General features: G+C 32.4%; 25 protein-coding genes. 8 read left to right on the top strand and 17 right to left on the bottom strand.

Going from position 1 to position 21,951, the window contains the following annotated elements:
* Positions 1–3 precede the first annotated feature (3 nt).
* Positions 4–2,142 carry a M3 family metallopeptidase gene (locus OH806_RS15695; protein WP_264744628.1) on the bottom strand — a complete coding sequence of 713 codons (2,139 nt, stop codon included), beginning with the start codon at positions 2,140–2,142 and terminating at the stop codon, positions 4–6.
* A gap of 60 nt (positions 2,143–2,202) precedes the next feature.
* On the opposite strand from OH806_RS15695, the gene OH806_RS15690 reads away from it, so the two are divergent.
* Positions 2,203–3,021, top strand: a complete 819-nt coding sequence (locus tag OH806_RS15690; RefSeq protein ID WP_264744627.1) for a head GIN domain-containing protein — start codon at positions 2,203–2,205, stop codon at positions 3,019–3,021.
* Position 3,022: 1 nt separating this feature from the next.
* On the opposite strand, the gene OH806_RS15685 is transcribed toward OH806_RS15690, so the two are convergent.
* From OH806_RS15685 to OH806_RS15665, 5 genes are all read right to left on the bottom strand, one after another.
* On the bottom strand, positions 3,023–4,912 hold the full coding sequence (locus OH806_RS15685) for a monovalent cation:proton antiporter-2 (CPA2) family protein (protein WP_264744626.1): 1,890 nt from the start codon (positions 4,910–4,912) through the stop codon (positions 3,023–3,025).
* Between the two features lie 5 nt (positions 4,913–4,917).
* Positions 4,918–5,439, bottom strand: coding sequence for an NAD(P)H-dependent oxidoreductase (locus OH806_RS15680; protein WP_264744625.1), 522 nt, complete (start codon positions 5,437–5,439; stop codon positions 4,918–4,920).
* Between the two features lie 199 nt (positions 5,440–5,638).
* On the bottom strand, positions 5,639–6,445 hold the full coding sequence (locus OH806_RS15675) for a TPM domain-containing protein (RefSeq protein ID WP_264744624.1): 807 nt from the start codon (positions 6,443–6,445) through the stop codon (positions 5,639–5,641).
* Positions 6,426–6,857, bottom strand: a complete 432-nt coding sequence (locus tag OH806_RS15670; protein WP_264744623.1) for a TPM domain-containing protein — start codon at positions 6,855–6,857, stop codon at positions 6,426–6,428. The genes OH806_RS15675 and OH806_RS15670 overlap by 20 nt, the downstream gene beginning before the upstream one ends.
* Complete coding sequence (locus OH806_RS15665; RefSeq protein WP_264744622.1) at positions 6,857–7,465, bottom strand: LemA family protein; 609 nt, start codon at positions 7,463–7,465, stop codon at positions 6,857–6,859. Before OH806_RS15665 ends, OH806_RS15670 begins: the two co-directional genes overlap by 1 nt.
* Before the next feature lie 74 nt (positions 7,466–7,539).
* On the opposite strand from OH806_RS15665, the gene OH806_RS15660 reads away from it, so the two are divergent.
* Both OH806_RS15660 and OH806_RS15655 read left to right on the top strand, forming a co-directional pair.
* The gene (locus tag OH806_RS15660) at positions 7,540–8,034 is read left to right on the top strand and encodes a dihydrofolate reductase (protein ID WP_264744621.1); all 495 of its coding nucleotides are present in this window, start codon (positions 7,540–7,542) and stop codon (positions 8,032–8,034) included.
* Positions 8,035–8,109: 75 nt separating this feature from the next.
* The gene (locus OH806_RS15655; protein ID WP_264744620.1) at positions 8,110–8,679 is read left to right on the top strand and encodes a DUF2892 domain-containing protein; all 570 of its coding nucleotides are present in this window, start codon (positions 8,110–8,112) and stop codon (positions 8,677–8,679) included.
* 64 nt (positions 8,680–8,743) lie between these two features.
* Here the strand turns inward: OH806_RS15655 and OH806_RS15650 are convergent, their stop codons facing one another.
* The 3 genes from OH806_RS15650 to OH806_RS15640 form a co-directional block, all read right to left on the bottom strand.
* Positions 8,744–9,376, bottom strand: coding sequence for a trimeric intracellular cation channel family protein (locus OH806_RS15650; RefSeq protein ID WP_264744619.1), 633 nt, complete (start codon positions 9,374–9,376; stop codon positions 8,744–8,746).
* 86 nt (positions 9,377–9,462) lie between these two features.
* The gene (coaD, locus tag OH806_RS15645) at positions 9,463–9,936 is read right to left on the bottom strand and encodes a pantetheine-phosphate adenylyltransferase (protein WP_264744618.1); all 474 of its coding nucleotides are present in this window, start codon (positions 9,934–9,936) and stop codon (positions 9,463–9,465) included.
* 18 nt (positions 9,937–9,954) lie between these two features.
* The gene (locus tag OH806_RS15640; protein ID WP_264744617.1) at positions 9,955–10,947 is read right to left on the bottom strand and encodes a D-alanine--D-alanine ligase; all 993 of its coding nucleotides are present in this window, start codon (positions 10,945–10,947) and stop codon (positions 9,955–9,957) included.
* Between the two features lie 155 nt (positions 10,948–11,102).
* Between OH806_RS15640 and OH806_RS15635 the strand changes: the two genes are divergently transcribed.
* The 5 genes from OH806_RS15635 to murI all read left to right on the top strand — a co-directional run bounded on the left by OH806_RS15635 (position 11,103) and on the right by murI (position 16,371).
* Positions 11,103–12,152: a PASTA domain-containing protein gene (locus tag OH806_RS15635; RefSeq protein ID WP_264744616.1), complete on the top strand. Its 1,050-nt coding sequence runs from the start codon at positions 11,103–11,105 to the stop codon at positions 12,150–12,152.
* Positions 12,153–12,224: 72 nt separating this feature from the next.
* The gene (locus OH806_RS15630; RefSeq protein ID WP_264744615.1) at positions 12,225–13,298 is read left to right on the top strand and encodes an RluA family pseudouridine synthase; all 1,074 of its coding nucleotides are present in this window, start codon (positions 12,225–12,227) and stop codon (positions 13,296–13,298) included.
* Between the two features lie 51 nt (positions 13,299–13,349).
* Complete coding sequence (locus OH806_RS15625; RefSeq protein ID WP_264744614.1) at positions 13,350–14,300, top strand: PorP/SprF family type IX secretion system membrane protein; 951 nt, start codon at positions 13,350–13,352, stop codon at positions 14,298–14,300.
* Between the two features lie 49 nt (positions 14,301–14,349).
* Positions 14,350–15,474, top strand: a complete 1,125-nt coding sequence (gene hemW / locus OH806_RS15620; RefSeq protein WP_264744613.1) for a radical SAM family heme chaperone HemW — start codon at positions 14,350–14,352, stop codon at positions 15,472–15,474.
* 66 nt (positions 15,475–15,540) lie between these two features.
* Positions 15,541–16,371, top strand: coding sequence for a glutamate racemase (gene murI, locus OH806_RS15615; RefSeq protein WP_264744612.1), 831 nt, complete (start codon positions 15,541–15,543; stop codon positions 16,369–16,371).
* 73 nt (positions 16,372–16,444) lie between these two features.
* Here the strand turns inward: murI and OH806_RS15610 are convergent, their stop codons facing one another.
* The 8 genes from OH806_RS15610 to OH806_RS15575 form a co-directional block, all read right to left on the bottom strand.
* Complete coding sequence (locus tag OH806_RS15610) at positions 16,445–17,263, bottom strand: GLPGLI family protein (RefSeq protein ID WP_264744611.1); 819 nt, start codon at positions 17,261–17,263, stop codon at positions 16,445–16,447.
* A gap of 66 nt (positions 17,264–17,329) precedes the next feature.
* Entirely contained in the window at positions 17,330–17,530 is a 201-nt protein-coding gene (locus tag OH806_RS15605; protein WP_264744610.1) for a bacteriocin-like protein, read from the bottom strand.
* A gap of 397 nt (positions 17,531–17,927) precedes the next feature.
* Positions 17,928–18,506: an RsmD family RNA methyltransferase gene (locus tag OH806_RS15600; protein ID WP_264744609.1), complete on the bottom strand. Its 579-nt coding sequence runs from the start codon at positions 18,504–18,506 to the stop codon at positions 17,928–17,930.
* A 72-nt stretch (positions 18,507–18,578) separates the two neighbouring features.
* Complete coding sequence (locus OH806_RS15595) at positions 18,579–19,295, bottom strand: DUF3822 family protein (RefSeq protein WP_264744608.1); 717 nt, start codon at positions 19,293–19,295, stop codon at positions 18,579–18,581.
* An 18-nt stretch (positions 19,296–19,313) separates the two neighbouring features.
* Complete coding sequence (locus tag OH806_RS15590) at positions 19,314–19,808, bottom strand: Smr/MutS family protein (RefSeq protein ID WP_264744607.1); 495 nt, start codon at positions 19,806–19,808, stop codon at positions 19,314–19,316.
* Positions 19,809–19,815: 7 nt separating this feature from the next.
* Positions 19,816–20,313 (bottom strand): metallophosphoesterase family protein, encoded by a 498-nt coding sequence (locus tag OH806_RS15585; protein ID WP_264744606.1) that lies wholly within the window; start codon positions 20,311–20,313, stop codon positions 19,816–19,818.
* On the bottom strand, positions 20,313–20,762 hold the full coding sequence (locus OH806_RS15580; protein WP_264744605.1) for a hypothetical protein: 450 nt from the start codon (positions 20,760–20,762) through the stop codon (positions 20,313–20,315). The genes OH806_RS15585 and OH806_RS15580 overlap by 1 nt, the downstream gene beginning before the upstream one ends.
* Before the next feature lie 198 nt (positions 20,763–20,960).
* Positions 20,961–21,812, bottom strand: a complete 852-nt coding sequence (locus tag OH806_RS15575) for a hypothetical protein (protein WP_264744604.1) — start codon at positions 21,810–21,812, stop codon at positions 20,961–20,963.
* Between the last annotated feature and the right edge of the window lie 139 nt (positions 21,813–21,951).

The raw sequence follows: 21,951 nt of genomic DNA, 5'->3' as shown, positions 1-21,951 counted from the left end.
TTGTTATTTAATAAAACCTCTGTTTCTCAATAAAGGTTTGATGTCTGGGTCATGTCCTGTAAAATCTCTGAATGCCTGATTCAAGTCAACAGAATTTCCTACAGATAAAATGTATTTTCTGAAACGATCTCCATTTTCTCTTGTTAATCCACCATTATTTTTAATCCATTCCCAAGCATCGTTATCCAATGTTTCAGACCATAAATAAGCATAATATCCTGCAGAATAACCACCTCCCCAAATATGCGCAAAATAAGGAGTGTGATATCTTGGAGGTACAGTAGCTAAAGTAAATCCGTGATTGGCTAAGGATTGTTTTTCAAAATCTAAAACAGGAATTAGCTGACTTTCATTTGTTACAGTATGCCAATCCATATCAAGAGCAGCAGCGGAAACCAGTTCTGTTGTCATATAACCTTGATTAAAAGTCGCTGCTTTTTTGATTTTATCGACTAGAGCTTGTGGAATTGGTTGTTTTGTTTCGTAATGAAGAGCGTAATTTTTCAATACAACAGGATCTAAAGCCCAATGTTCATTAATTTGAGAAGGAAACTCTACAAAATCTCTCGGTACATTTGTTCCTGAAAGAGATGGGTATTTCTGACTTGCAAACATTCCGTGAATAGAGTGTCCAAACTCATGGAAAATCGTTGAAACATCATCATAGCTAATCAAAGAAGGCTTTCCTGGAGCCGGTTTTTGGTAATTATAACAGTTTACAATCACAGGTTTTGTTCCTAACAAATAAGATTGCTCAACAAAATTACTCATCCAGGCTCCACCATTTTTAGAGTCTCTAGTGTAGAAATCCAAATAATAGATGGCAATAGATTTTCCGTCATGATCGAAAACTTCATAAGTAACTACATCCGGATGATAAACGGGAAGATCTGTTCTTTTTTTGAATGTTAATCCGTAAAATTTTTCAGCAGCAAAGAAAACCCCTTTTTCTAAAACCGTAGTGATTTCAAAGTATGGTTTTATTTGATTTTCATCTAAATCAAATTTTGCTTTTCTTACTTGTTCAGCGTAGAAATTCCAGTCCCAAGGTTCAACTTTGAAGCCTCCTTTTTGTTGGTCTATCAAATCCTGAATATCTTTTGCTTCACGTCTTGCTGTTTCTACTGCAGGTGTTGCAATTTGATTCATTAATTTTATTGCTGCTTCAGGAGTTTTAGCCATCTGATCCTGCAATTTCCATTCTGCAAAGCTTTTTTTGCCCAAAATCTGAGCTTTTTTAAGTCTCAACTTGGCTAATTTCTCAATAGTTTCTCGAGTGTCGTTTCCGTCTCCTTTTTCAGCTCTTTGCCAAGATGCTTTAAATAGTTTTTCTCTAGTTGACCTGTTTTTAAGATTCTGAAGAAGAGGTTGTTGCGTTGTGTTTTGTAAAGCTAATAAATATTGACCAGGCTTTCCTGCATTTTTAGCATCGCTTGCAGCAGCAGCAATTTCGTCAGCTGAAAGGCCGTCTAATTCTTTTGAATCAGTAAAGAAAACTCCTCCTTGCTTTCTTGCTTCCAATAATTTATTTGAATATTGTGTAGAAAGCGAAGCTAATTCTTGATTGATCTGTTTAAGCTTTTCTTTATCAGCCAGAGAAAGATTAGCTCCTGCAATCTCAAAATTTTGTTTGTAGTATTGTAATAATCTTTTGCTTTCAGAATCTAATCCGTCTTCAGAGATAGCTTTAATTCTTTTGTAAAGATTTTCATTCAAATACATTTTATCAGAATGTGCCGCAAAAATAGGAGCATATTCTTCATCTAATGCTTGTAATGTAGGATTTGTATTTGCACTTGTAAGATTTGAAAATACAATAACGGCTCTTTTTAAAATTTCACCACTTTTTTCTAATGCAACAATAGTGTTTTCAAAAGTAGGAGTTTCAGAATTGTTGGCAATTTTTACAATCTCAGCGTCATGTTGCTTTAACCCAAAATCAAATGCGGGTTTAAAATGTTCGTCTTTTATTTTATCAAACTCTGGAGCTTCATATTGAAGTTTACTTTTTTTCATAAAAGGGTTTGATGCTAATGAATTAGGAATAGAAATTTCCTGTTGAGTATCGGTGCTTTTCATTGTTGTACAAGAATAATTGAATGCTAATGCAGAAATTAATAATACCGATGTAATATTTTTCATAAATTAGTTGTTATTAAAAGTATAAAGATAACTAAAACTTAATTCATAAAATTATTAAAAATGAAATCGACCACTCTTTTTATATTTTCAGCCTTTCTTTTATTGTCTTCTTGTAATGAAAAACATGAAAAAAATAAAGATAATAAGAATAAAAATTGGGTAGAAAAGGTTGTAATTAAAGATAATGGGCCTTTAAGGCAAAAAGAAATCAGTGGTAATTTTGATGAAATTGAAGTTTCTCAGGCTATCGAAGCTGAAGTTATAAAATCTGAAACGGAAAAGGTGGTTATTTCTGCTCCTGAAAGTATTATTAATGAGATTTTGGTTGATATTGACGGAAAAGAGCTTCATATTCACTACAAACCGGGAATTCGAGTAACTAATAATAACAGAGTAACGGCTAGAATTTATGCGAAAGATTTTACAAAATTGAAAGCTAATTCTGCAGCCAGAATTACAGTGAAAGATAAGTTTACTCAAGATAAAACAGAGATTGATGTTTCAAGTGCTGGAAATATTTCCGGTGATTTAGAGGCAAATGATTTTGATGTTTCTGTAGGAAGTAGTGGCAGCTTTGAAGGGAAAATATGGGCTGTTGATTTGGGTCTTGAAGCTTCTTCTGCTGCAAGCGTGGATATTTCAGGCAAGGCTAAAAATGTTAATGTAAGTTCTTCTTCAGCGGGAAGTATTTCTGCTCAGAATTTAGTTGCGGATAATGTAACAGCAGATGCCTCAAGTGGTGCAAGTGTAGAAATTTCTGCAACTGCAACAGTAAATGCTGAAGCATCTTCTGGAGGAAGTATAAATATTTATAAAAAAGGCGAACTTAAAAATGTAGTAAAAGAAGAAAGCAGTGGAGGGAGCGTAAGTATTCAATAATTTAATTGTTGGTGGTTTCGTCGTCCTCTTCTTCGGATGGTGCAGAATCTACCCATTCTCGATTGTCAAAATTAAGATTATCATAGGCTAATAATTCCTCCTCTCGTTGGAGGATTTCTTTTGTTGTGAATAAGCGAATTTCATCGTCATTTTCTTTTGCTCTGGCCAACCTTTTAATTGAGGCCTTATCAATTGCCATAAATCTTTGCCCTAGTCGTCTTGCTGCATATTTTCTCATGCCTGTTTCATGAAGAACATCTACGGCCATGTCTACGGCAGTTCCTAAAGTTTCACGATAAATATTATTAATTCCGTTATTTAAATAATTATAAGCATCAATTCTATTTTTAGCTCTGACAAAGATTTTCACTTTCGGATAATGCTCACTCACCAAATCTGCGATAAATTTATTATCATCCGTATCATCAAGGCATAGAACTAATATTTCTGCATCTTCAATTCCTGCAGCTCTCAAAATGGGAATTCTTGTGGCATCACCATAGTAAACCTTAAATCCGTAGCTTCTTAATAATTTTACACGGTCAGAATCTCGGTCTAAAACGGTTGCCGATATTTTATTAGCTTTAAGCAAACGCCCGACTGTACTTCCAAAATGTCCGAAACCAACAATAATAATCTTTTTTTGAGATACATTACTGTCTAAAATATTGAAATCATTTTCTTCTTCAGGTATTTCTTTAATGAATTTTGGAGTGATAAGTTTGTCGTTAATTATTAAAAGAAAAGGTGTTACACACATTGTAATTGCTGTTACAGCCATCATTTGGGCATTCAGTTCTGGGCTGAGAAGATAAAGGCTGGATGCGTAATTAATCAAAACAAAAGAAAATTCTCCTACCTGCGAAAGAGCAAATGCATAAAACAAACTTTGAGAAGTATCTATTCTAAAAAACTTTCCAATGGCGTACAATACAAAGAATTTTATAGTGAGTACAGCTAACACAGTACTGAAAATAAATAACGGATCTTTTTGGATAATATTAAAATTCATCGTTGAACCAACGCTCACAAAAAATACAGCCAATAATAAGCCTTTAAATGGGTCAATTTGAGCTTCCAGTTCATGTCGGAATTCACTATTGGCGAGCATTACCCCTGCAAGAAAGGCTCCCAAAGCCGGTGACAAGCCGATGGCAACCATCAGTTCTGAAACGCCAATTACCAAAAATAGGGAAGAAGCAGTAAGAAGCTCTGTCATTCCTGATTTTGAAACATATCTTAAAAATGGAACAAAAACGTATTTTCCTAATAAAATTAAAATAACAACACCCAAGATAACGGTTGCGGCCTGCATCCACTCCGGAAGAGTCTGAATTAAAACCTGAATGTTGTTGTCTGTATGTCTCGCTTTGTAGTTTGCAATAATAGGAAGTATTGCAAGGATGGGAATTACTGCAATATCCTGAAATAATAGGGTAGAGAAGGATGCTTCTCCTGCGATGGTTTTAAAATTGTTTTTTTCTTGTAATGTCTGTAAAACAATAGCGGTGGATGATAATGCAAAACACATGGCTACAGCAATTGCTTTATCAATTTTCCATCCAGCCCACATGAAAGCTAAAAAAAGTAGAAAAATAGTGAGCAACATTTGGGTTAAACCGAGTCCTATAATTTTCTTTCGCATTTCCCAGAATTTTCTGGGCTCAAGTTCTAGTCCCACAAGAAAGAGGAGCATAATCACTCCAAATTCACTGGCGTGCATAATGTCATCAACGTTTTTGCCCGTCAAACTAAATACATATGGTCCTATAATTATACCACCAACAATATATCCTATCACAGAACTTAAACCCAATTTTCTTGCCAACGGAACCATAATAATAGCTACGCCTAAAAAAAGAAGGGTATTCATTGCTAAAGTAGATTCCATAGTATTTATTGATTAAGAAGTTCCATGAATTCTTTCTTGTGAAGAATAATTTCTTTTTTAGATAATTTATTGGCTTCGTAAACGATTTTTATATTTTTAATATTAGCTTTAAAAACATTTAGGGAAACAATGAGCCCACTTATCAGCTCTTCCACAGTGTATTTATATGTTCCTTCTTTATTAAACGATCTCTCTTTGCCTCCAGTTGTTACCAAAATATGTACTTCTTTTCCTTCCAAAGGATTGTATTCATCTTCTTTTAGCCAATTTCTGTCAAAAACTTCATCAATCCAAAGTCTTAATAAAGGAGGCATTCCGAACCAGATTAAAGGAAACTGGAAAATAAAACGTTCATACTCTTTTATTCTCTTTCTTTCTCTAAATGCCGCTATATGAAAGTCAGGATACTCTTCGTAAAGGTCACGAAGTGTAAAATGTTGATGGCGAACGTAGAAATTGATGAGCTCTATATTTGAATTGGAGTGCTCTAAATAAGGATGTGCAAAAATTACTAACGTCTTCTTCATAAATCAATACCTGTTTCCAGTAAATATAGTGAAAAATTATTGAATAAAAGTTAATTTTTGTGTGATTTTATTAATTTTTTAATATGATAAATTGAATTTAGTGTTAAAAATAATCTTAATTCATCTAAATATTTTATGTTTTAAATAAAAAAATCGGACAAATATTTGCCCGATTATATTTCGTTGTAATTATTTTGAGTTACCAACCTCCGGAAGCACCTCCGCCCCCAAAACTACCGCCTCCGCCAAAGCCTCCAAAACCACCACCGCCAGAACTTCCACCACCGAAGCCACCACCTCCAAAACTACCTGGGAAAGGGAAAAATCCTCCAGGATAATTTCTTCGACCTCTTCTTGATATGATTACGTCATCATCGTCATCGTAATTTCCTCCGCCTTTTCCTCCTTTATTTCCGAAAAGAATAGCCAGAATGATGAAAATAATAAAGGCTATAATCAGGATTTTTAAAACACTGCCATCTCCACTATAGTTTTGATTTGAAGGTTTGAATTTCCCTTGTACCGCTTCTATGATAGAAGAAGTACCTCGATTAATACCTTCGTACCAGTTTCCCTGTTTGAAGTGTGGAGCGACAATATAATCTAAAATTTGCCCTGCAACAGATGCTGTTAAATATTTTTCAACGGCTCTTCCTTGTTGTATTGCCATTTTACGGTCTTCTGTTGCTATCAAGAATACAACACCGTTATCAATATTTTTTTGCCCAATCTCCCATTTCTCGCCAAACATTGTAGCTAAAAAATTAATGTCTTCTCCTTTTGTAGAAGGAATTATTACAACCTCAATTTCTGTTGAGGTAGAATCTGCAAATTTTATGAGCTTATTATTTAGTTCATCTTTTTCTTGTTGAGAAAGAATTCCTGCTTCATCATAAACAGGATAAAGAATTGTAGGTTTTTTAGGAATAGTATATTGTGCCGATACAAATGTGTAAAAGCATACTAATAAAAATGATACTATGATTTTAAGAGAACGTAATCTCATTAGGAAGTTCGTTGGGATTTTCTCCTGTAACAGGAAAATGTTTTTTCAGTTCAAGACCAGTTTCCAGAATGGCACTTTTTAAAGCTTTATGATAGTTTCCTTTAGCAAATTCAGATGTGATATAATCATGCAGGTGATCCCAATAAGATTGATGCACTTTTTCATGAATGCCAACATCACCAATAATGGTAAGGTATTTTTGCTCAAAATTTACATGAAAAAGCACAGCATTCCTTTCTTTGGTTTTATTCATACAAAGCTCTTTGAAAACTTCAAATGCAGTTTCAGCATTGTCATTTTCGGTATTAGAATCTATATGTACTCTAATTTCGCCTGTAGAGTGGTCTTCCGCAGATTGAATAGCTTCCACAAGGGAAGCTATTTGCTGATTTGTTAAGAATCTGTTATCCATTATTCTGAAAATACTTCAGGTGCTTTGTTTGCTCCTGCTTCAGCTTTAAATAAAGGTTTTTCTTTAAAGTTTGTAAAATTCGCCAAAATGTTATTTGGGAAAGTTTTGATTGAAGTATTATACTCCTGAACAGCAGAGTTATAATATACAGTTTCTGTTCTGATGCTGTTTTCAATAGCAATATATTCTCTTTGGAAGTTAATATATTGTTGGTCAGCTTTTAAGTTTGGATATTGCTCTACAACCGCCATTAATCTACTTAACGCTCCAGATAATTCACCCTGAGCAGCCTGAAATCTTGCGATATCCTGTTCTGTCATATTTGTTGGGTCAATGTTGATAGAAGTAGCTTTAGAACGCGCTTCAATTACTTTAGTAAGAGTTTCCTGCTCAAATTTTGAATAAGATTTTACTGTTCTTTCCAAATTAGGAATAAGGTTAGCTCTTTTTTGATAAACAGTTTCTACATTAGACCACTTTGTATTTACATTTTGTTCTTTAGTTACAAAGCCATTATAGCCATTTTTACCCCAGAAGAATAAGATAGCAACAATAACAAGGAGAGCAATACCAATTGTTCCGGCGCTCAAACAACCTTTGTTTTTCATAGTTTATTTCTTTTAAATTTTTTGTGTCAATCAAATATACAAATTATGTGCTAATTTTGTAGAAAATTATTTTAATGACAACAATAGTGGTAGCAATGGGAGAGAAAAATGAAATTGGTTTTAATAATCAGTTGCTTTGGCATCTTCCAAAAGATTTAAAACATTTTAAAGATTTGACTTCGGGACATCCGATTATTATGGGAAGAAAAACATATGAAAGTATCGGGAAACCACTTCCTAATCGTACCAATATTGTTGTTTCAAGAAAAAAAGACTGGTTTCAGGAAGGAATTCTCATTGTGGGAAGTATAAAAGAGGCCGTGAAATTTGCCAAAAAAATTGATGAAAATATTTTCATTATTGGTGGTGGAAATATCTATGAACAGACAATTGATATAGCAGATAAGCTGGAAGTAACTTTAGTAAAAGCTGATTTGGAAGCAGATACTTATTTTCCAAAAATTGACGGAAAAGTTTGGAGTAAAACCAATGAAGTTTGTCATGAAAAAGATGAAAAAAACCAATACGATTTCTGTTTTCAGACGTTTGAAAAAATGAAGAGTGAATAGTTGTAAGAATTCAGGCTTTTAAGTTCTAGCTTCTAACCTCTAAATTATTTATCTTTGCACTTTTAAAATTTAATAATGAATAAGTATATAAAACTTGTAGTTGCAGCACTTCTTATTATTGGAGGTCTTTATATGATGATTTTCACAAGAAACTTGGGATGGGGTATTGTTGTTTTTCTTTTGGCATCACTTCCTATTTTCCTTTTCTTTAAAAATGAAAATATTCTTTTGGCTTTCTGGCAATTGAGAAAACAAAATATGGAAAAAGCAGCAACATGGTTAAATAATATTACAGATTATAAAACTCAGCTTCATAAATCTCAATACGGATATTTTCACTATTTATTGGGATTAACTCAGGCTCAGGAACACCCTACGAAAGTAGAACCATTAATGAAAAAAGCATTAGAATATGGTTTGAATATGAAGCATGACAGAGCGATGGCAACTTTAAATCTTGCAGCTGCAGCAATTTCTAAAGGCAGAAAGCAGGAAGGTCAAAAATTGTTGGAAGAAGCAAAAAGATTGGATAGCGCAGGAATGATGACAGACCAAATTAAGATGATGAAAGACCAATTAAAGATGCCTTCTATGCAAAAACATATGCATAATCCAAATATGAGACAGAGAGGAAAATTCTTTTAAGCAAGAAATTTCATAAAAAATAAAAGCACCTAAATTTAGGTGCTTTTTTATGTTTAATTAAGATTTACATTTCATTATTTTGGTCATATCCATAGAATTTTGGCATCTGCCAATGGTATTTTACAGCTAAGGTTCTCACTGCAACAATCAATAGAATAGTGAAAATCTGTATGAAAGTATAGGATAGGTTGGTGAATTTAGTTAATAGTAAAAATATAGAACCTCCAATAATACATGCAGTTGCGTAGATCTCTTGTCTGAAAATCAATGGGATTCTATTGAGTAAGATATCCCGAATGATACCTCCAAAACAACCCGTTATTGTTCCTAAAGCTATACAAATTAAAGGATGAATATCGGCATTCAAACCTTTTTGTACACCGATTATAGTAAATAAGCCTAATCCGAAGCTGTCGAAAATAAAAAGTGTAACCTTAAAGTTTTTTTCAAGGGATTTAAAAATCATTGAAAATATACTGGTGAGTAAAATTAATCCACACATCAATAAATCATGCATCCAGAAAACGGGAATGTCTAATAACAAATCTCTTACGGTTCCGCCACCAACAGAAGTCACAAATGCAATAATAAGTACACCAAACGGGTCAAGACGTTTTTGCATTGCTGCAAAACTTCCCGACATTGAAAAGGAAATCGTTCCGAGAACTTCTATTGCAAAATTGAACTGTTCGTGCATATATTAAAAAGGATAAATGATGATTAATAAACGACTTCATAAGCAAATTTGTTACCATTCTATTCATCATCATTTATCTTATGTAATTATTTTATTATTTTCTCAACTCTTACAGAGTCTGGAACCAACAATTCGTATTCTCCTCCATGGTTGATAATTTCTCTCACAATACTACTGCTGATAAAAGATTTTCCGGATGAGGTTAATAAAAATACGGTTTCCAGTTTTTTGTGAGCTAAAGTTCTGTTGGTGTGAGCGATAGCTTTTTCAAACTCAAAATCGGCAGGGTTTCTCAATCCTCTGATAATGTAATGAGCATTTTTTTCAAAACAATAATCTACGGTTAAACCTTCAAAATAGTCTACTTCTACGTTTGGAAAATCAATTAAAGCATTTTTAATAAATTCCATTCTTTTTTCTAAAGGAAACATATATTTTTTCTGAGAATTTTGCCCGATAGCAATAATTAATTTATCAAAAAGAGGAGCTGCTCTTTCTATAATATCGTAGTGTCCTAAAGTGATTGGGTCAAATGAACCCGGGAAAACAGCAATTTTCATGTTGTAACGAGTTTTGATTTAGGATTTAATTTTGTTTAATGCCTTTTCAACCTCGTTTCCACAAAGGTCTGTGATAGAAATTCCGTAAATTTTTGCTTGTTGTGGCAAAATACTTGCAGGAGAGAATCCCGGATTTGTATTCATTTCAAGCATATAAGGAATGCCATCCATCAAAATATATTCGCTTCTCGAAAAGCCGCTCATTCCAAGAGAATTATAAGCTCTTTTAGCAATTTCTTCAACTCTGATTCTTGTTTCATCATCAATTCTTGCTGGAGTAATTTCCTCTGAAGCTCCTTCATATTTGGCTTCGTAATCGAAGAATTCATTTTGTGGGACAATTTCAGTAATTCCCAAGACAATAGTTTCTCCTTTATAGTCAATAACTCCTACAGAAACCTCCATTCCGTTAAGGAAACTTTCAATTAAAATTTCATCATCTTCTTTGAAAGCGACTTCCGTAGCTGCAATTAATTCAGATTTTTCTTTCACTTTTGAAATTCCTAATGATGAACCTGATTGATTTGGTTTTACAAAAACAGGAAGCCCAAGATTTTCTACAATTTCATCAACGTTGATTTCTTCACCTTTTCTTAAATAAACACTTTTTGCAGAAGGAATTCCGTATTTTGATAAGACAGCCAATGTGTCTTTTTTATTGAATGTTAATGCACTTTGATAAAAATCACAGCCTGTATATGCTTGTCCGATTGCATCCCAATATGCCTGAAGGATTCCATTTTCTCCCGGAGTACCGTGGATAATGTTAAAACAAACATCGAATTTCAGTATTTCGTGATTGTCTAAATTTACAGAGAAGTCTCCTTTGTTAATTTCATATTTTTTATCATTTTTATCTAAAAAATACCATTCATCTTTAAGGATGACTACTTTATATACATTGTAAAGATTTCTGTCTAAGGAATCATAGATTAATTGACCGCTTTTCAATGACACAACATATTCGTCAGAATAGCCTCCCATTACAACGGCAACATTTTTTTTGCTCATAACCATATAGTATCAATTAAGGCAAATTTAATGATTTTAAATAATGCAATCAGGGAAATTATTAAAATTTAAAATAAGAAATGAATTGTGTTAAATAAAAGTACATTCTAAAATTATTAGTTATATTTGCCGTTATAATTAAAGTATTTTTAAGTATGCTTAAATCACTTTTCAATTGGAAAGTTTTACTGAACTTAGTAGTAGCCATCGGGGTTTTCGTAGGGTTGGTTTGGCTTACATTTCGTTGGTTGGAGTATCATACGAAACATGGTCAGGAAATCCCTGTTCCCAATGTTATTAATAAATCTGTGCATGATGCAGTGAAAATTTTAGAGGATGCAGGATTGGAATATTCTGTAGACAGTGCAACATATGATCCTAAATACAGACCTTTTCAAGTATTGAAGATGTCTCCTTTTGCAGGTTCTCGTGTAAAAGATGGTAGAATAATTGAATTAAGAGTTAATCCTAGAACTTGGGCTCCGGTTGCGATTCCTGATGTTATTAATAAATATTCAGGGTTAGCTTTTCAGAGAATAAATCAGGTTGGTCTTAAGGTAGGAGATACTATTTATGAAGCAAGTATTCAGAAGGATGCTATCATTAGAATGTTATTTAAAGGAAATATTGTGAAACCAGGAACATTAATTCCTAGATTTTCTACAGTTGATGTTGTTGTAGGTACTGGGCCAATGAGAAATATTTCTATTCCTAATGTTATTGGTTTAACTGTAAAAGAGGCTAGAGTAGTAATTGCAAGAAGTCTTTTCGAAGTTGGATTAGTAGAACATGAAGATGGAGGAAAAGATGAGTCTGATATTGTTTATTATCAAGATCCTGCGTATGGAGATGTACGAGATCAGGGAATGCAAATAGATCTCTGGGCAAGTAAGAAAACTCCAGCGGAATTACAGGCGAAAATTAATCAGCTGAATTCTATTTACAGAATGAAAGTAGATACTTCGTTACCTCCTTTACAATATGAGGAAGTTCCTATTCATCAGGAACCTGTTTATGAAGCTCCGCCAGCGCCAAAAAGAGAAGTTCCAAAGCCAGAACCAGTAAAAACGGAGACTTCTAAAACGGTAACTTCAGGCCCAAAAACAACTCCGGCATCAGGTAATAATACGACTTCCGGAAGTAATAATAAACCTGCTGCTCAGCCAACTGAAAAACCAAAGGTTAAAAATGTAGTAATAGAGTAATACTATTAATTGTAAAAAATACAGGCTTCAACTTTCATTATGTTGGAGCTTTTTGCTATAAAAGATAAAATAATGATAGAAGATAACGAGGATTTCTTAGATGAGGAATTTTTAGAATCCAACAGTATAGAGAATATTGATATCGATGAAGAAAATAACGGATTGTATGAGCATCTTAATATCACTGTTGACAAGAAACAAGAACCTTTAAGAATTGATAAGTTTTTGTTGATTTATCGTCAAAATTCTTCAAGAAATAAAATTTCACAAACTTGCAGAGCCGGTAATGTTGTTGTAAACGGAGTACCTGTAAAACAAAATTATCGTGTAAAACCAGGAGACCAGATTTCTGTATTATTAACGCATCCTCCAAGGGAAAATGTTATCATTCCACAAAATATTCCTATTAATATTGTATACGAAGATGACGATTTAGTCGTTGTAGATAAAGAGCCAGGAATGGTTGTGCATCCGGGATTCGGAAATTGGGACGGGACTTTGGTGAATGCTTTGGCTTATCATTTTGAACAAAACGGTGAAAAATCAGATCTAGACAGGGTGGGATTGGTTCATAGAATTGATAAAGATACTTCTGGACTTTTAGTTATTGCTAAAAATGAATATGCTTTAAGCTTTTTGGCAAAACAGTTTTTTGAAAGAAAAACAAGAAGGTTGTATTGGGCTTTTGTTTGGGGGAATGTACAGGATGATGAAGGTACAATAAGAGGTCACATTGGTCGTCACCCTAAAAATAGAATGCAGATGCATACTTATGAAGACGGAAGCCAGGGAAAACATGCAGTGACGCATTATAAGGTTCTTGAAAGATTTAAATATATGACTTGGGTGGAATGTAAACTGGAAACAGGAAGAACTCATCAGATTAGAGCACATTTCAAGCATATCGGTCATACCTTGTTTAATGATGAAAGATATGAAGGTCATACCCCTTTAAGAGGAGTGAATCTGCCTAAGTATAAGCAGTTTATAAAAAATGTATTTGAGATTCTTCCAAGACATGCTTTACATGCACATACATTAGGATTTATTCACCCTACAACGAAAAAAGAATTGTATTTTGAAAGCCCTATGCCTAAAGATATGGCGGATGCTGTAAAAAAATGGAGAAATTATTTGGAAAACTAAAAATATATTGAGAATTTTTTTATATTTGTTGAATTGAAATCAAGATTTGTTATGAGAAAACTATATGCTATAGTGTGTTTGGCTCTTTTGTCAAATGCATACAAAGCACAAGAAACACTACCATACTATCAGCAATATCTTTTGGATGGTGAGTTCCTGTTCAACCCTGCACAATACGGTAAAACAGATTATGTTCAGCTCAACGCCAATTATCAAAAACAATTTATAGAATTCAGTGAATCACCAAACGTACAATCTTTAGGGATTAATGCGAATATTTTTGATAGAGTTGGTGCGGGTATTTCTGTATTTAGAGATGCTGGAGGTCCTATTTCTGCCGGAGGTATTTCTGCTGGAGCTTCTTATTTTATTCCTCTTAGTAGTGAAGGAGATAGAAAAGATCAATTCTCTTTTGGTACAAGTGTTAGTTTCTATAACATGAATATTGATTATACAAAAATCAATACTGAAGACGGATACGATCCATTATTACAAGGTAATGAGGGAAATATTTTTATGGCTTATGCTAATTTTGGTTTAGCTGCTACTTATAAAAATATCTTTGCAAATGTTTCTGTAAATGATATCGCTTTGACAAATGATGAATCTATTGTGAATGGTCGTGAGCCTTCTCCAATTAAGTTCTTCTTAAACTTAGGTTATGATTGGCATGTAGGAGATAATATGTATTTCACTCCTTCAGCTTTAATTAACTTGAATACAAACTCTACAAGAACGATTGATTATAACTTGATGGCAACGTTCTTTAATGATATTAATTCATTCTCAGCTGGGGTAAGCTACAGATCTGTACAGAATAGATTTGATAGCCAGCAACTTCAAATTGCTCCTATTGTAAAAGTAAGATTCAATAAATTCATGATTGGAGCTACTTACAATATCGGATTATCTGATATTCAGCAATATGGAGGAAACAGCTTTATGGTTGGATTAGGTTATAACTTTGATAACTTTATTAATCGTAGAGGATATAGATATTAATCAATTTAATTTGAATAAATTTGAGCTCTGATTTTTCAGAGCTTTTTTTATGATTTATATTCACATTCCGTTTTGTAAGCAAAAATGCAGTTATTGCAATTTTCATTTTTCAACGTCTTTAAATTTTAAAGATGATATGCTTTCTGCAATGAAGAAGGAAATCTTTTTGCGTAAAGATGAGCTACAAAACAAAAATCTACAGTCGCTTTATTTTGGTGGAGGTACGCCTTCTATTCTTTCTCCAGATGAAATCAATTCTTTGATAGATGAGGTGTTGAAATATTTTAGTTTTAGCAGTGATATTGAGATAACACTTGAAGCTAATCCAGATGATTTAGATAAAAACTTTTTAAGAGAATTGTCAAAATCACCTGTTAACCGTTTATCAATAGGAACTCAGAGTTTTTTTGATGAAGATTTGAAACTAATGAACCGTGCACATAACGCTTCGGAGGCTGAAAGTTCTATCAAAAGAGCCCAGGATTTTGGATTTGAGAATTTAAGCATAGACTTAATTTATGGTTCACCAACTTCTAATATGGAAATTTGGAAAGAAAATTTACAGAAAACAATTACTCTTGAAGTTCCACATATTTCTTCCTATGCTTTAACGGTTGAGCCTAAAACAGCTTTGGAGAACTGGATTTCTAAAGGAAAAATCAGTAGTCCTAAAGAAGAGGAACAAAATAAAGAATTCTATTATTTATCAGATTTTTTGAAAGATAACGGATTCCAGCATTATGAAGTTTCCAATTTTGCGAAACCAGATTTTTATTCAAGACACAATTCGTCGTATTGGAAGTATAAAGAATATTTAGGAATTGGTCCATCGGCGCATTCATATAATGGTTTTGATGTGAGAAGCTGGAATGTCGCCAATAATCAGCAATATATTAAGAAATTAAACTCAAATGTTTTAGCGAAGGAAGAGGAAGTACTTTCTCAGGAAGAGCAATTCAATGAAATGATTATGATTGGTCTGAGAACAATTTGGGGTGTTGATTTAGAAAGTTTAAATAATAAATTTTCAGACAGAATTTTAGAACATTTTCAACGAGAAATTAAGCCTAAAATTAATGATGAAGTTTTAGTTATTGAAAATAATCATCTGAAAATTCCCGAAAAGCATTGGTTTATGGCAGATGGGATTGCATCTGATTTGTTTATAGTTTAAACCTTAAAACTCATTATCTAATCTAAACTAAAATCTTCGTATTTTTGTACAAAATTTCAACTCAATTTGAAGACTAAAAAACAAGACTACTCCCATCTTTCTCCTAATCAACCTATCGGAATTTTTGATAGTGGAGTAGGAGGCTTAACGGTAGCTAAAGAAATAAAAAGACTCCTTCCGAATGAAGATTTAATTTATTTTGGAGATACAAAACACCTTCCTTACGGTGAAAAATCTAAGGAAGCAATTATAGAATATTCTACTAAAATCACCAATTTTTTGTTGGAGCAGAATTGTAAAGCGATTGTAATTGCCTGTAATACGGCAACAGCAAATGCTTTAACAGAGGTAATGCAATCTGTTGACGGAAAAGTACCTGTGATAGATGTAATAAACCCTGTTGCCGAAAAAGTGGCGTATGAAATTCATAATAATGTAGGTGTAATTGCAACAAAAGCTACCGTGAATTCCGGATTATATAAAAAGAGTATTCGTAAGCATAATAAATGGATTAAAGTTGATGAATTGGCAACTCCTTTATTGGTTCCTGCAATTGAAGAAGGGTTCAAAAACCATCCTATAACTCATGCGATTATTTATAATTATTTGAGTAATAGTAAATTAAAGAATATTGAAACCTTAATTTTGGGTTGTACACATTATCCATTATTAATTGACGAAATCAAGCAGTATTACGGAAATAGAGTTCGTGTAATAGATTCCCCGAATATTGTAGCTAATCATTTGAAAATTATTTTAGATAAATACAATCTTCTGAACGATGTAAATCATAAACCTGCTTATCATTTTTATCTTTCGGATTTAACGAAAAATTTCGAAAAAATTTCGAAAAAATTCTTCGGAAAAACTATTGATTTAGAATTAAAAGTATTATAAAACAAAAAGACTCATACAATCACGGTCGGAATATTTTTATTCCGACCGTGGCTTTTATTACACAAAGTGTTTTTTATTTTAATAAATCTAACTCGAGAATATTATTATCTTTTTTTAATCTTTCTTTGAGCAATTTTTCAACTCTATTTACAACATCAAGACCTGTTGACATATTACCCTCGCTATCTCTTTGATTGGGAATTTTTCCTTGCATGTATTGTTGCCGAATTCCACTTGCAGGATCTTTCCTGTAATTTTTGTAATGCTTTCTAAATTCTTCTAAACTTGTACTTTTTTCTTTGCCATTCTCTATTTCAGGATAAACGAAAGGTAATAAGTTAGAATTTCCAATAAGTTCAAAAATATGAGACTTAGTATTGTCTTCTAGTTTTACAATTAATCCTGGAAGCCCATGAAACTTATATGGACCCTCTTGAAAAGGAATATCTGTACTAAACCAAGCAATCCAGACTCTTCCTGCAAAATTTGTAGATGCTTTTTGGACTCTGTAATCACCAATTTTCTTAGTTTCTGAGGAAATACTCCAATTCATTTTTCTAGTATCCTCGACTTTAATTTTCCCAAGATTAAAATCATTTGTTTTGTAATATATTTTATTATCTTTTTTTTCTATCTGATAAAATATGTTCAAGTCTTTTGGAGGCATTCCAAATTTTCCTTTTTTTGAATCCTCAACAATGGTTGAATCTGATACAAATTTTCTTTGGCTATAAAAAAGAGAATTTATATCATTTATATCAAGGTACATGATCTCTTTTATTACCACATTTTCTGTAGAATCTGGTTTGAAATTATATTCATAAAAAAACCTTTTATTTTGAGCGAAGAAAAAAATAGGTAGAATTAATAATATTAAAAATAAATTTTTCATATTGTAAAAATAAAAATTTGGCTGCTTACAAAAGCAAACAGCCAAATCAGATTGTTAATTTAAAATTTAAACAGCAACAAGGTGAGAACCAGCTGTGCAACTTACTGTTCCTGAGTCCTGTTGAGAAACTGTAATTACACCACTACAATTATTCGGCTGGGAATCCCAACAACATTTGTAGCTACAATCCTCTAAAGCTTCCATCATTTTTACTCCTCCTTTAACATTCTTTAATTGTTCTCTCGAAATCTTTTTTAAATTTTTCATAAAGTATTTTTTGACTTGTTATTAATTTAGTTGCTTTTTGCAACCTTAATACAAGTTTACAAAATAATTTTATTCACCATTTCGGGAATGGATATTTGCTAAAACTTTTTCATTATATAGAATACAAGTAGAGTGAAAGCGTGTTTTTGCTTAATAATTTTCTTTAATTTGTTTCAGTCACTTTTTAAATTGAACTTAGAATAATTAGATTTCGTGACTTTTTCTGAATTTTTTTAATAAAAAATAATTATTTTTTATTAAAAACATGAATTTTGTAATGTTTTTTATTTACCACTATGCTATAAAAACGTTGTTGCCGGTTTTAAAAGAGATTGCAAAATGGGGAATAGGGGCTTCAGAAAATTCAAAAAAAATAATCAGGAAAAAAACTTCCTGATTATTCTGTTTCTATATTTTCGTCCTCTTTATTGGGTTCAAAGAAGCTGAAACTTACATTCCCGTATTTTCTGGTATCTATAAGGTTGGGATGGTCAAATTTCATTCGGCTTTGATGTTCTACAACTAGCGTACCATTTGGCTTCAGATATTTATTATTTAAAACTAAGGAAATCAATTCATAGTATTTTTTCTCTTCCATTTCAAAAGGAGCGTCGGAAAAAACAAGTTCAAAAGATTTTTTGTTTCTGAATTTTTTTAGCCAATCAAAAACATCACCGCGCTGAACATTTACCTGTAAACTAAAACCTAAATCAGAAGCTGTGGAATTCAAAAATGAAGTATGCTTGGGATTCATTTCCACAGAAGTGATATCTTGGCAACCTCTTGATGCAAATTCAAAGCTAATAGAGCCAATTCCTGCAAATAAATCCAAAACAGAAATCGATTGCATGTCGTATTTATTTTCCAAAATACTAAACAAGGCTTCTTTTGCAAAATCTGTAGTAGGTCTTACGTCAAAGTTTTTGGGAGCGGCTATTTTCTTGGCTTTCCATTTGCCGGAGATTATTCTGTACATTTTTTTAGTTTTTAGATTGTAGGCAATGGTTTGCAGGTTAGGAACTAAGACCTATCATCTGTTACCCGCGACCTAATTTAATATAAAGTTTTTGTTGGGAAGATTATCGTATACAATTTTCAGGTTCTTTACAAATTTCTGTAATTCTGAAATAAAGGTTTCGTTCTCAGTGGTTTCTCCATAGGCGAAGAAATACGTATCATTGATTCCGAAGCCTATTTTACTTAGTGTAAACATGATGAAGTATAGAAAATCTACTTCCGAATTCACATCTAAATTATTGTATAGAATAACTTTTTTATTATCTATAGCAAAGAATTCACACTGATTATGATAAAGATTGATGTGAATTTCCTTATTATTTTTATTGTTGATTGAGTTTAAAAACTTTTCTCCCGAAAAATTAAAATGAACAGGAATTGCCAGTTCCTTTATTTTCTTGTAAAACTTTTTCGGAAAAGTGTAATAAAACAGAACTTTGAATTTTTTGTTTACAGAAAGCATAAGCTCTTCATTCTCCTTGTCTACAGGTGCATTGAAGGCAATTAAATCAAATCCTGTTTCATGCTCTGAAAAACCTTCAGGCATTAAGGTGAAATGATTCAAAGCTGAAATCACGGAAATTTCATCAAATCTTTGTTTGATTAAAACATTTTCCAGTTGAGTTTCAATGAAGTTTTCTGGAGTTTCCTCATCCACAAAATAAGACTTCTCTTCCACAACGCTTTTGTTTTTAGCGATTTGGTAGATTAATCCGTCTTTGGTAAAAAGTAAATTAAGTACGTTCATATTTCAATTCCTGCAAATTTAGTGAAAATCTACCATTACTGCACCCGATTGATGATGAAGTATTTCCTTGTTGTAAAAATCTAGATTTGTTTGGCTTTCCAACGTGTCCCAAACCAGTTTTTGTAAAATGCCATCCCCAATTCCGTGTACAATTTCCAATCTTTTTAAGTTATTTTTTCTACAAAAGGCAATGATTTCCAACAGTTTTTCTTTTTGAATGAAAAGTCTTTCAAAACTATCGTAGTCATTAGGGTTTTTTACTAAATTATGGAAATGTAGGTCAAGAACCAAATGATTTTTCTGATGTTTTTTGGATGTAATTTTTTTAGGTTCTGCTTTTTTTATAACTTTTATATTTTCGTATAAATCAGGGTTTTTAGGAACTAATTTCTCCTTCGGATATTGATAAGTAAATCCGTATTCGTCTTTAAAAACTACAATATTCCCCTTTACTGAAGTTACAACTCCACTTAAATCTTCATCAACGACAGAAACATTATCTCCTATTTTCATTTAATGCTTAAACTTTCGGTCCTAATTCAATAATTTCCAAGTCTTTTATTTCGGTATCATCAATTGTAAAACGCATCATTGTTCTCATTTTGTGCCAACCTTGCTTCCCACAAGCTCCTGGATTGAGGTGAAGAAGGTTGTTTTTCTCATCATACATTGCTTTCAAAATATGAGAATGTCCTGAAATAAATAGATTGGGTGCTTTTTCGGAAATTTCTTTTTTGGTTAAAGGGGTATATTTTCCAGGATATCCACCGATATGAATCATCAAAACTTCTACATTTTCACAAAAAAAACGATTCACTTCAGGAAATTCAGAACGTATTTTTGCATTGTCAATATTTCCGTAAACGCCTTTTAACGGTTTGACTTTTTCAAGCCTTTCGATGACTTCCATACTTCCAAAATCTCCGCAGTGCCAAACTTCATCGGCTTGTTTGGCATATTCTAAAATTCGCTCATCAATATATGAGTGTGAGTCGGAGAGAAGAAGGATTTTGGTCATTATCTAAAAGTTCTTTCTGTAATGTTTTGGTCGTATTTTTCTTTGAAAATCTGAACTCTGTCCGAATTGAGTTCACCTTCATTATTAATAACTCTTTCTTTTAAAAGCCATTTAACGAGCTTTTCCATCCCTTTTTTGGAGTTGAATATATTTGCGATTTTGCTAAAATCAGTAGATTCTATTTTTGTTTTTTCGGTTAAGAAGTTTAGGATGTAAAAATCATCATCCATATATCTTGGAGTTTCATTATCCATAAATTTATACATTAAGATTTCTTCATCATCTTTCATGGTATAAAAAGAATATTGGCCGGAATTTATTTTTTCCGCCTTCAAGATTTGTTTACCATCTAGTAAAACTTTATCATCCTTGATTACAACATCTTGGGAAAAATAAAAATTGAAACTTGTTATTAATAAAAATAAAGATATAAGTTTTTTTGTTGTCATTTTACGTATTTAATAATTTCTGCAAAGATAGGATTTGCATTTATTTTTTGATTACGCTTAAAAGCCTTTTGTTTTTTTAGTGAAACGAAACTTACGAATATTTATTAATTTTTTTAGAAAACAAAAAAAGAAAGCCTTAGCTTCCTTTTTTATCAGACAAAATATATTTTTAATAGTAATTTATGCTTTCATAATATTTTAATATAATCTTTGAACTGAAAGATAGAGTTCTCTTGTATTATCAGCTGTGTTACTATCTGAAGTGGTAGCGTTACTACTACCTGTGGTTGACTTATTGTCCACCCTAAATGCGTAATATACTCTATACCATCGTGGCTCAGGTTCCTGTAAAGTAATATCAAATGTTACTGTTTCGTTGTGGGTTTGTGTAAGGTAAACTCCGTCATCGAATTCTCTATAAGTTCCAGGAGTGAGTTTTATATTTCCGTTGTCAGAATCACCTGTATGCGTTGACATTTCAGATACCCAAATTTTTATATCATTATTACCTATATTATAAAGACGAGGATTAAATGTTGTCCAAGCTCCAGTTCCAGAAGAGCTTCCGCTAAAATGAGCATCTAACCTTAAAACACCTCCTAATACTGGTAAATCACTAAGATAAGTACTTGCCAGAATATTAGCTCCAGATGTGTTTGCCGGAATGCTTCCGTGGTAATATATGAGCTCTCCGACTACTATATCATCATCAGTGTTTGACCCAAATGCAAATTTCCATGTTTCTCCATTGAACATATAATATCCGGGTTTATCAACTTTTGCTGTTTTTATAGATGGTGTTGTCACTGCTTGGGTTACATAAACCAGAGTTCCGATTTGGTCAGATTGATAAACGTCATCTTTTGCTTTTAATTGATCTCCTGTAACTCTAGGTGCGATTACGCCATCAGGTGATGTAGCTAGAGTTGGTTTCCCAACTACATCTAGTGATGCTTTTGGATTTTCTGTGTTAATTCCAACTTGGGAATATAATTCTGCAGAAAAAAGGCATAGCAATAGTGTTCCGAAAAATAGTTTTTTCTTCTTCATTTTGTATTATTTTTAATGTTTTAATTTAGACTAAATGCAAATGTGTGTAATTGATAAAAGAATATTTGCAGTTTTCATCTTTTAACTTGAGTGAGTCGATTGAAATAATTTTCTACAAAGTTATGTGTATTATGCAATG

The sequence above is a fragment of the Chryseobacterium oryctis genome (assembly GCF_025971925.1).
In the GTDB taxonomy this organism is placed as follows: domain Bacteria; phylum Bacteroidota; class Bacteroidia; order Flavobacteriales; family Weeksellaceae; genus Chryseobacterium; species Chryseobacterium oryctis.
Note: the sequence above shows the minus strand (reverse complement) of the source record. Positions and strands in the feature narration are given on the sequence as shown.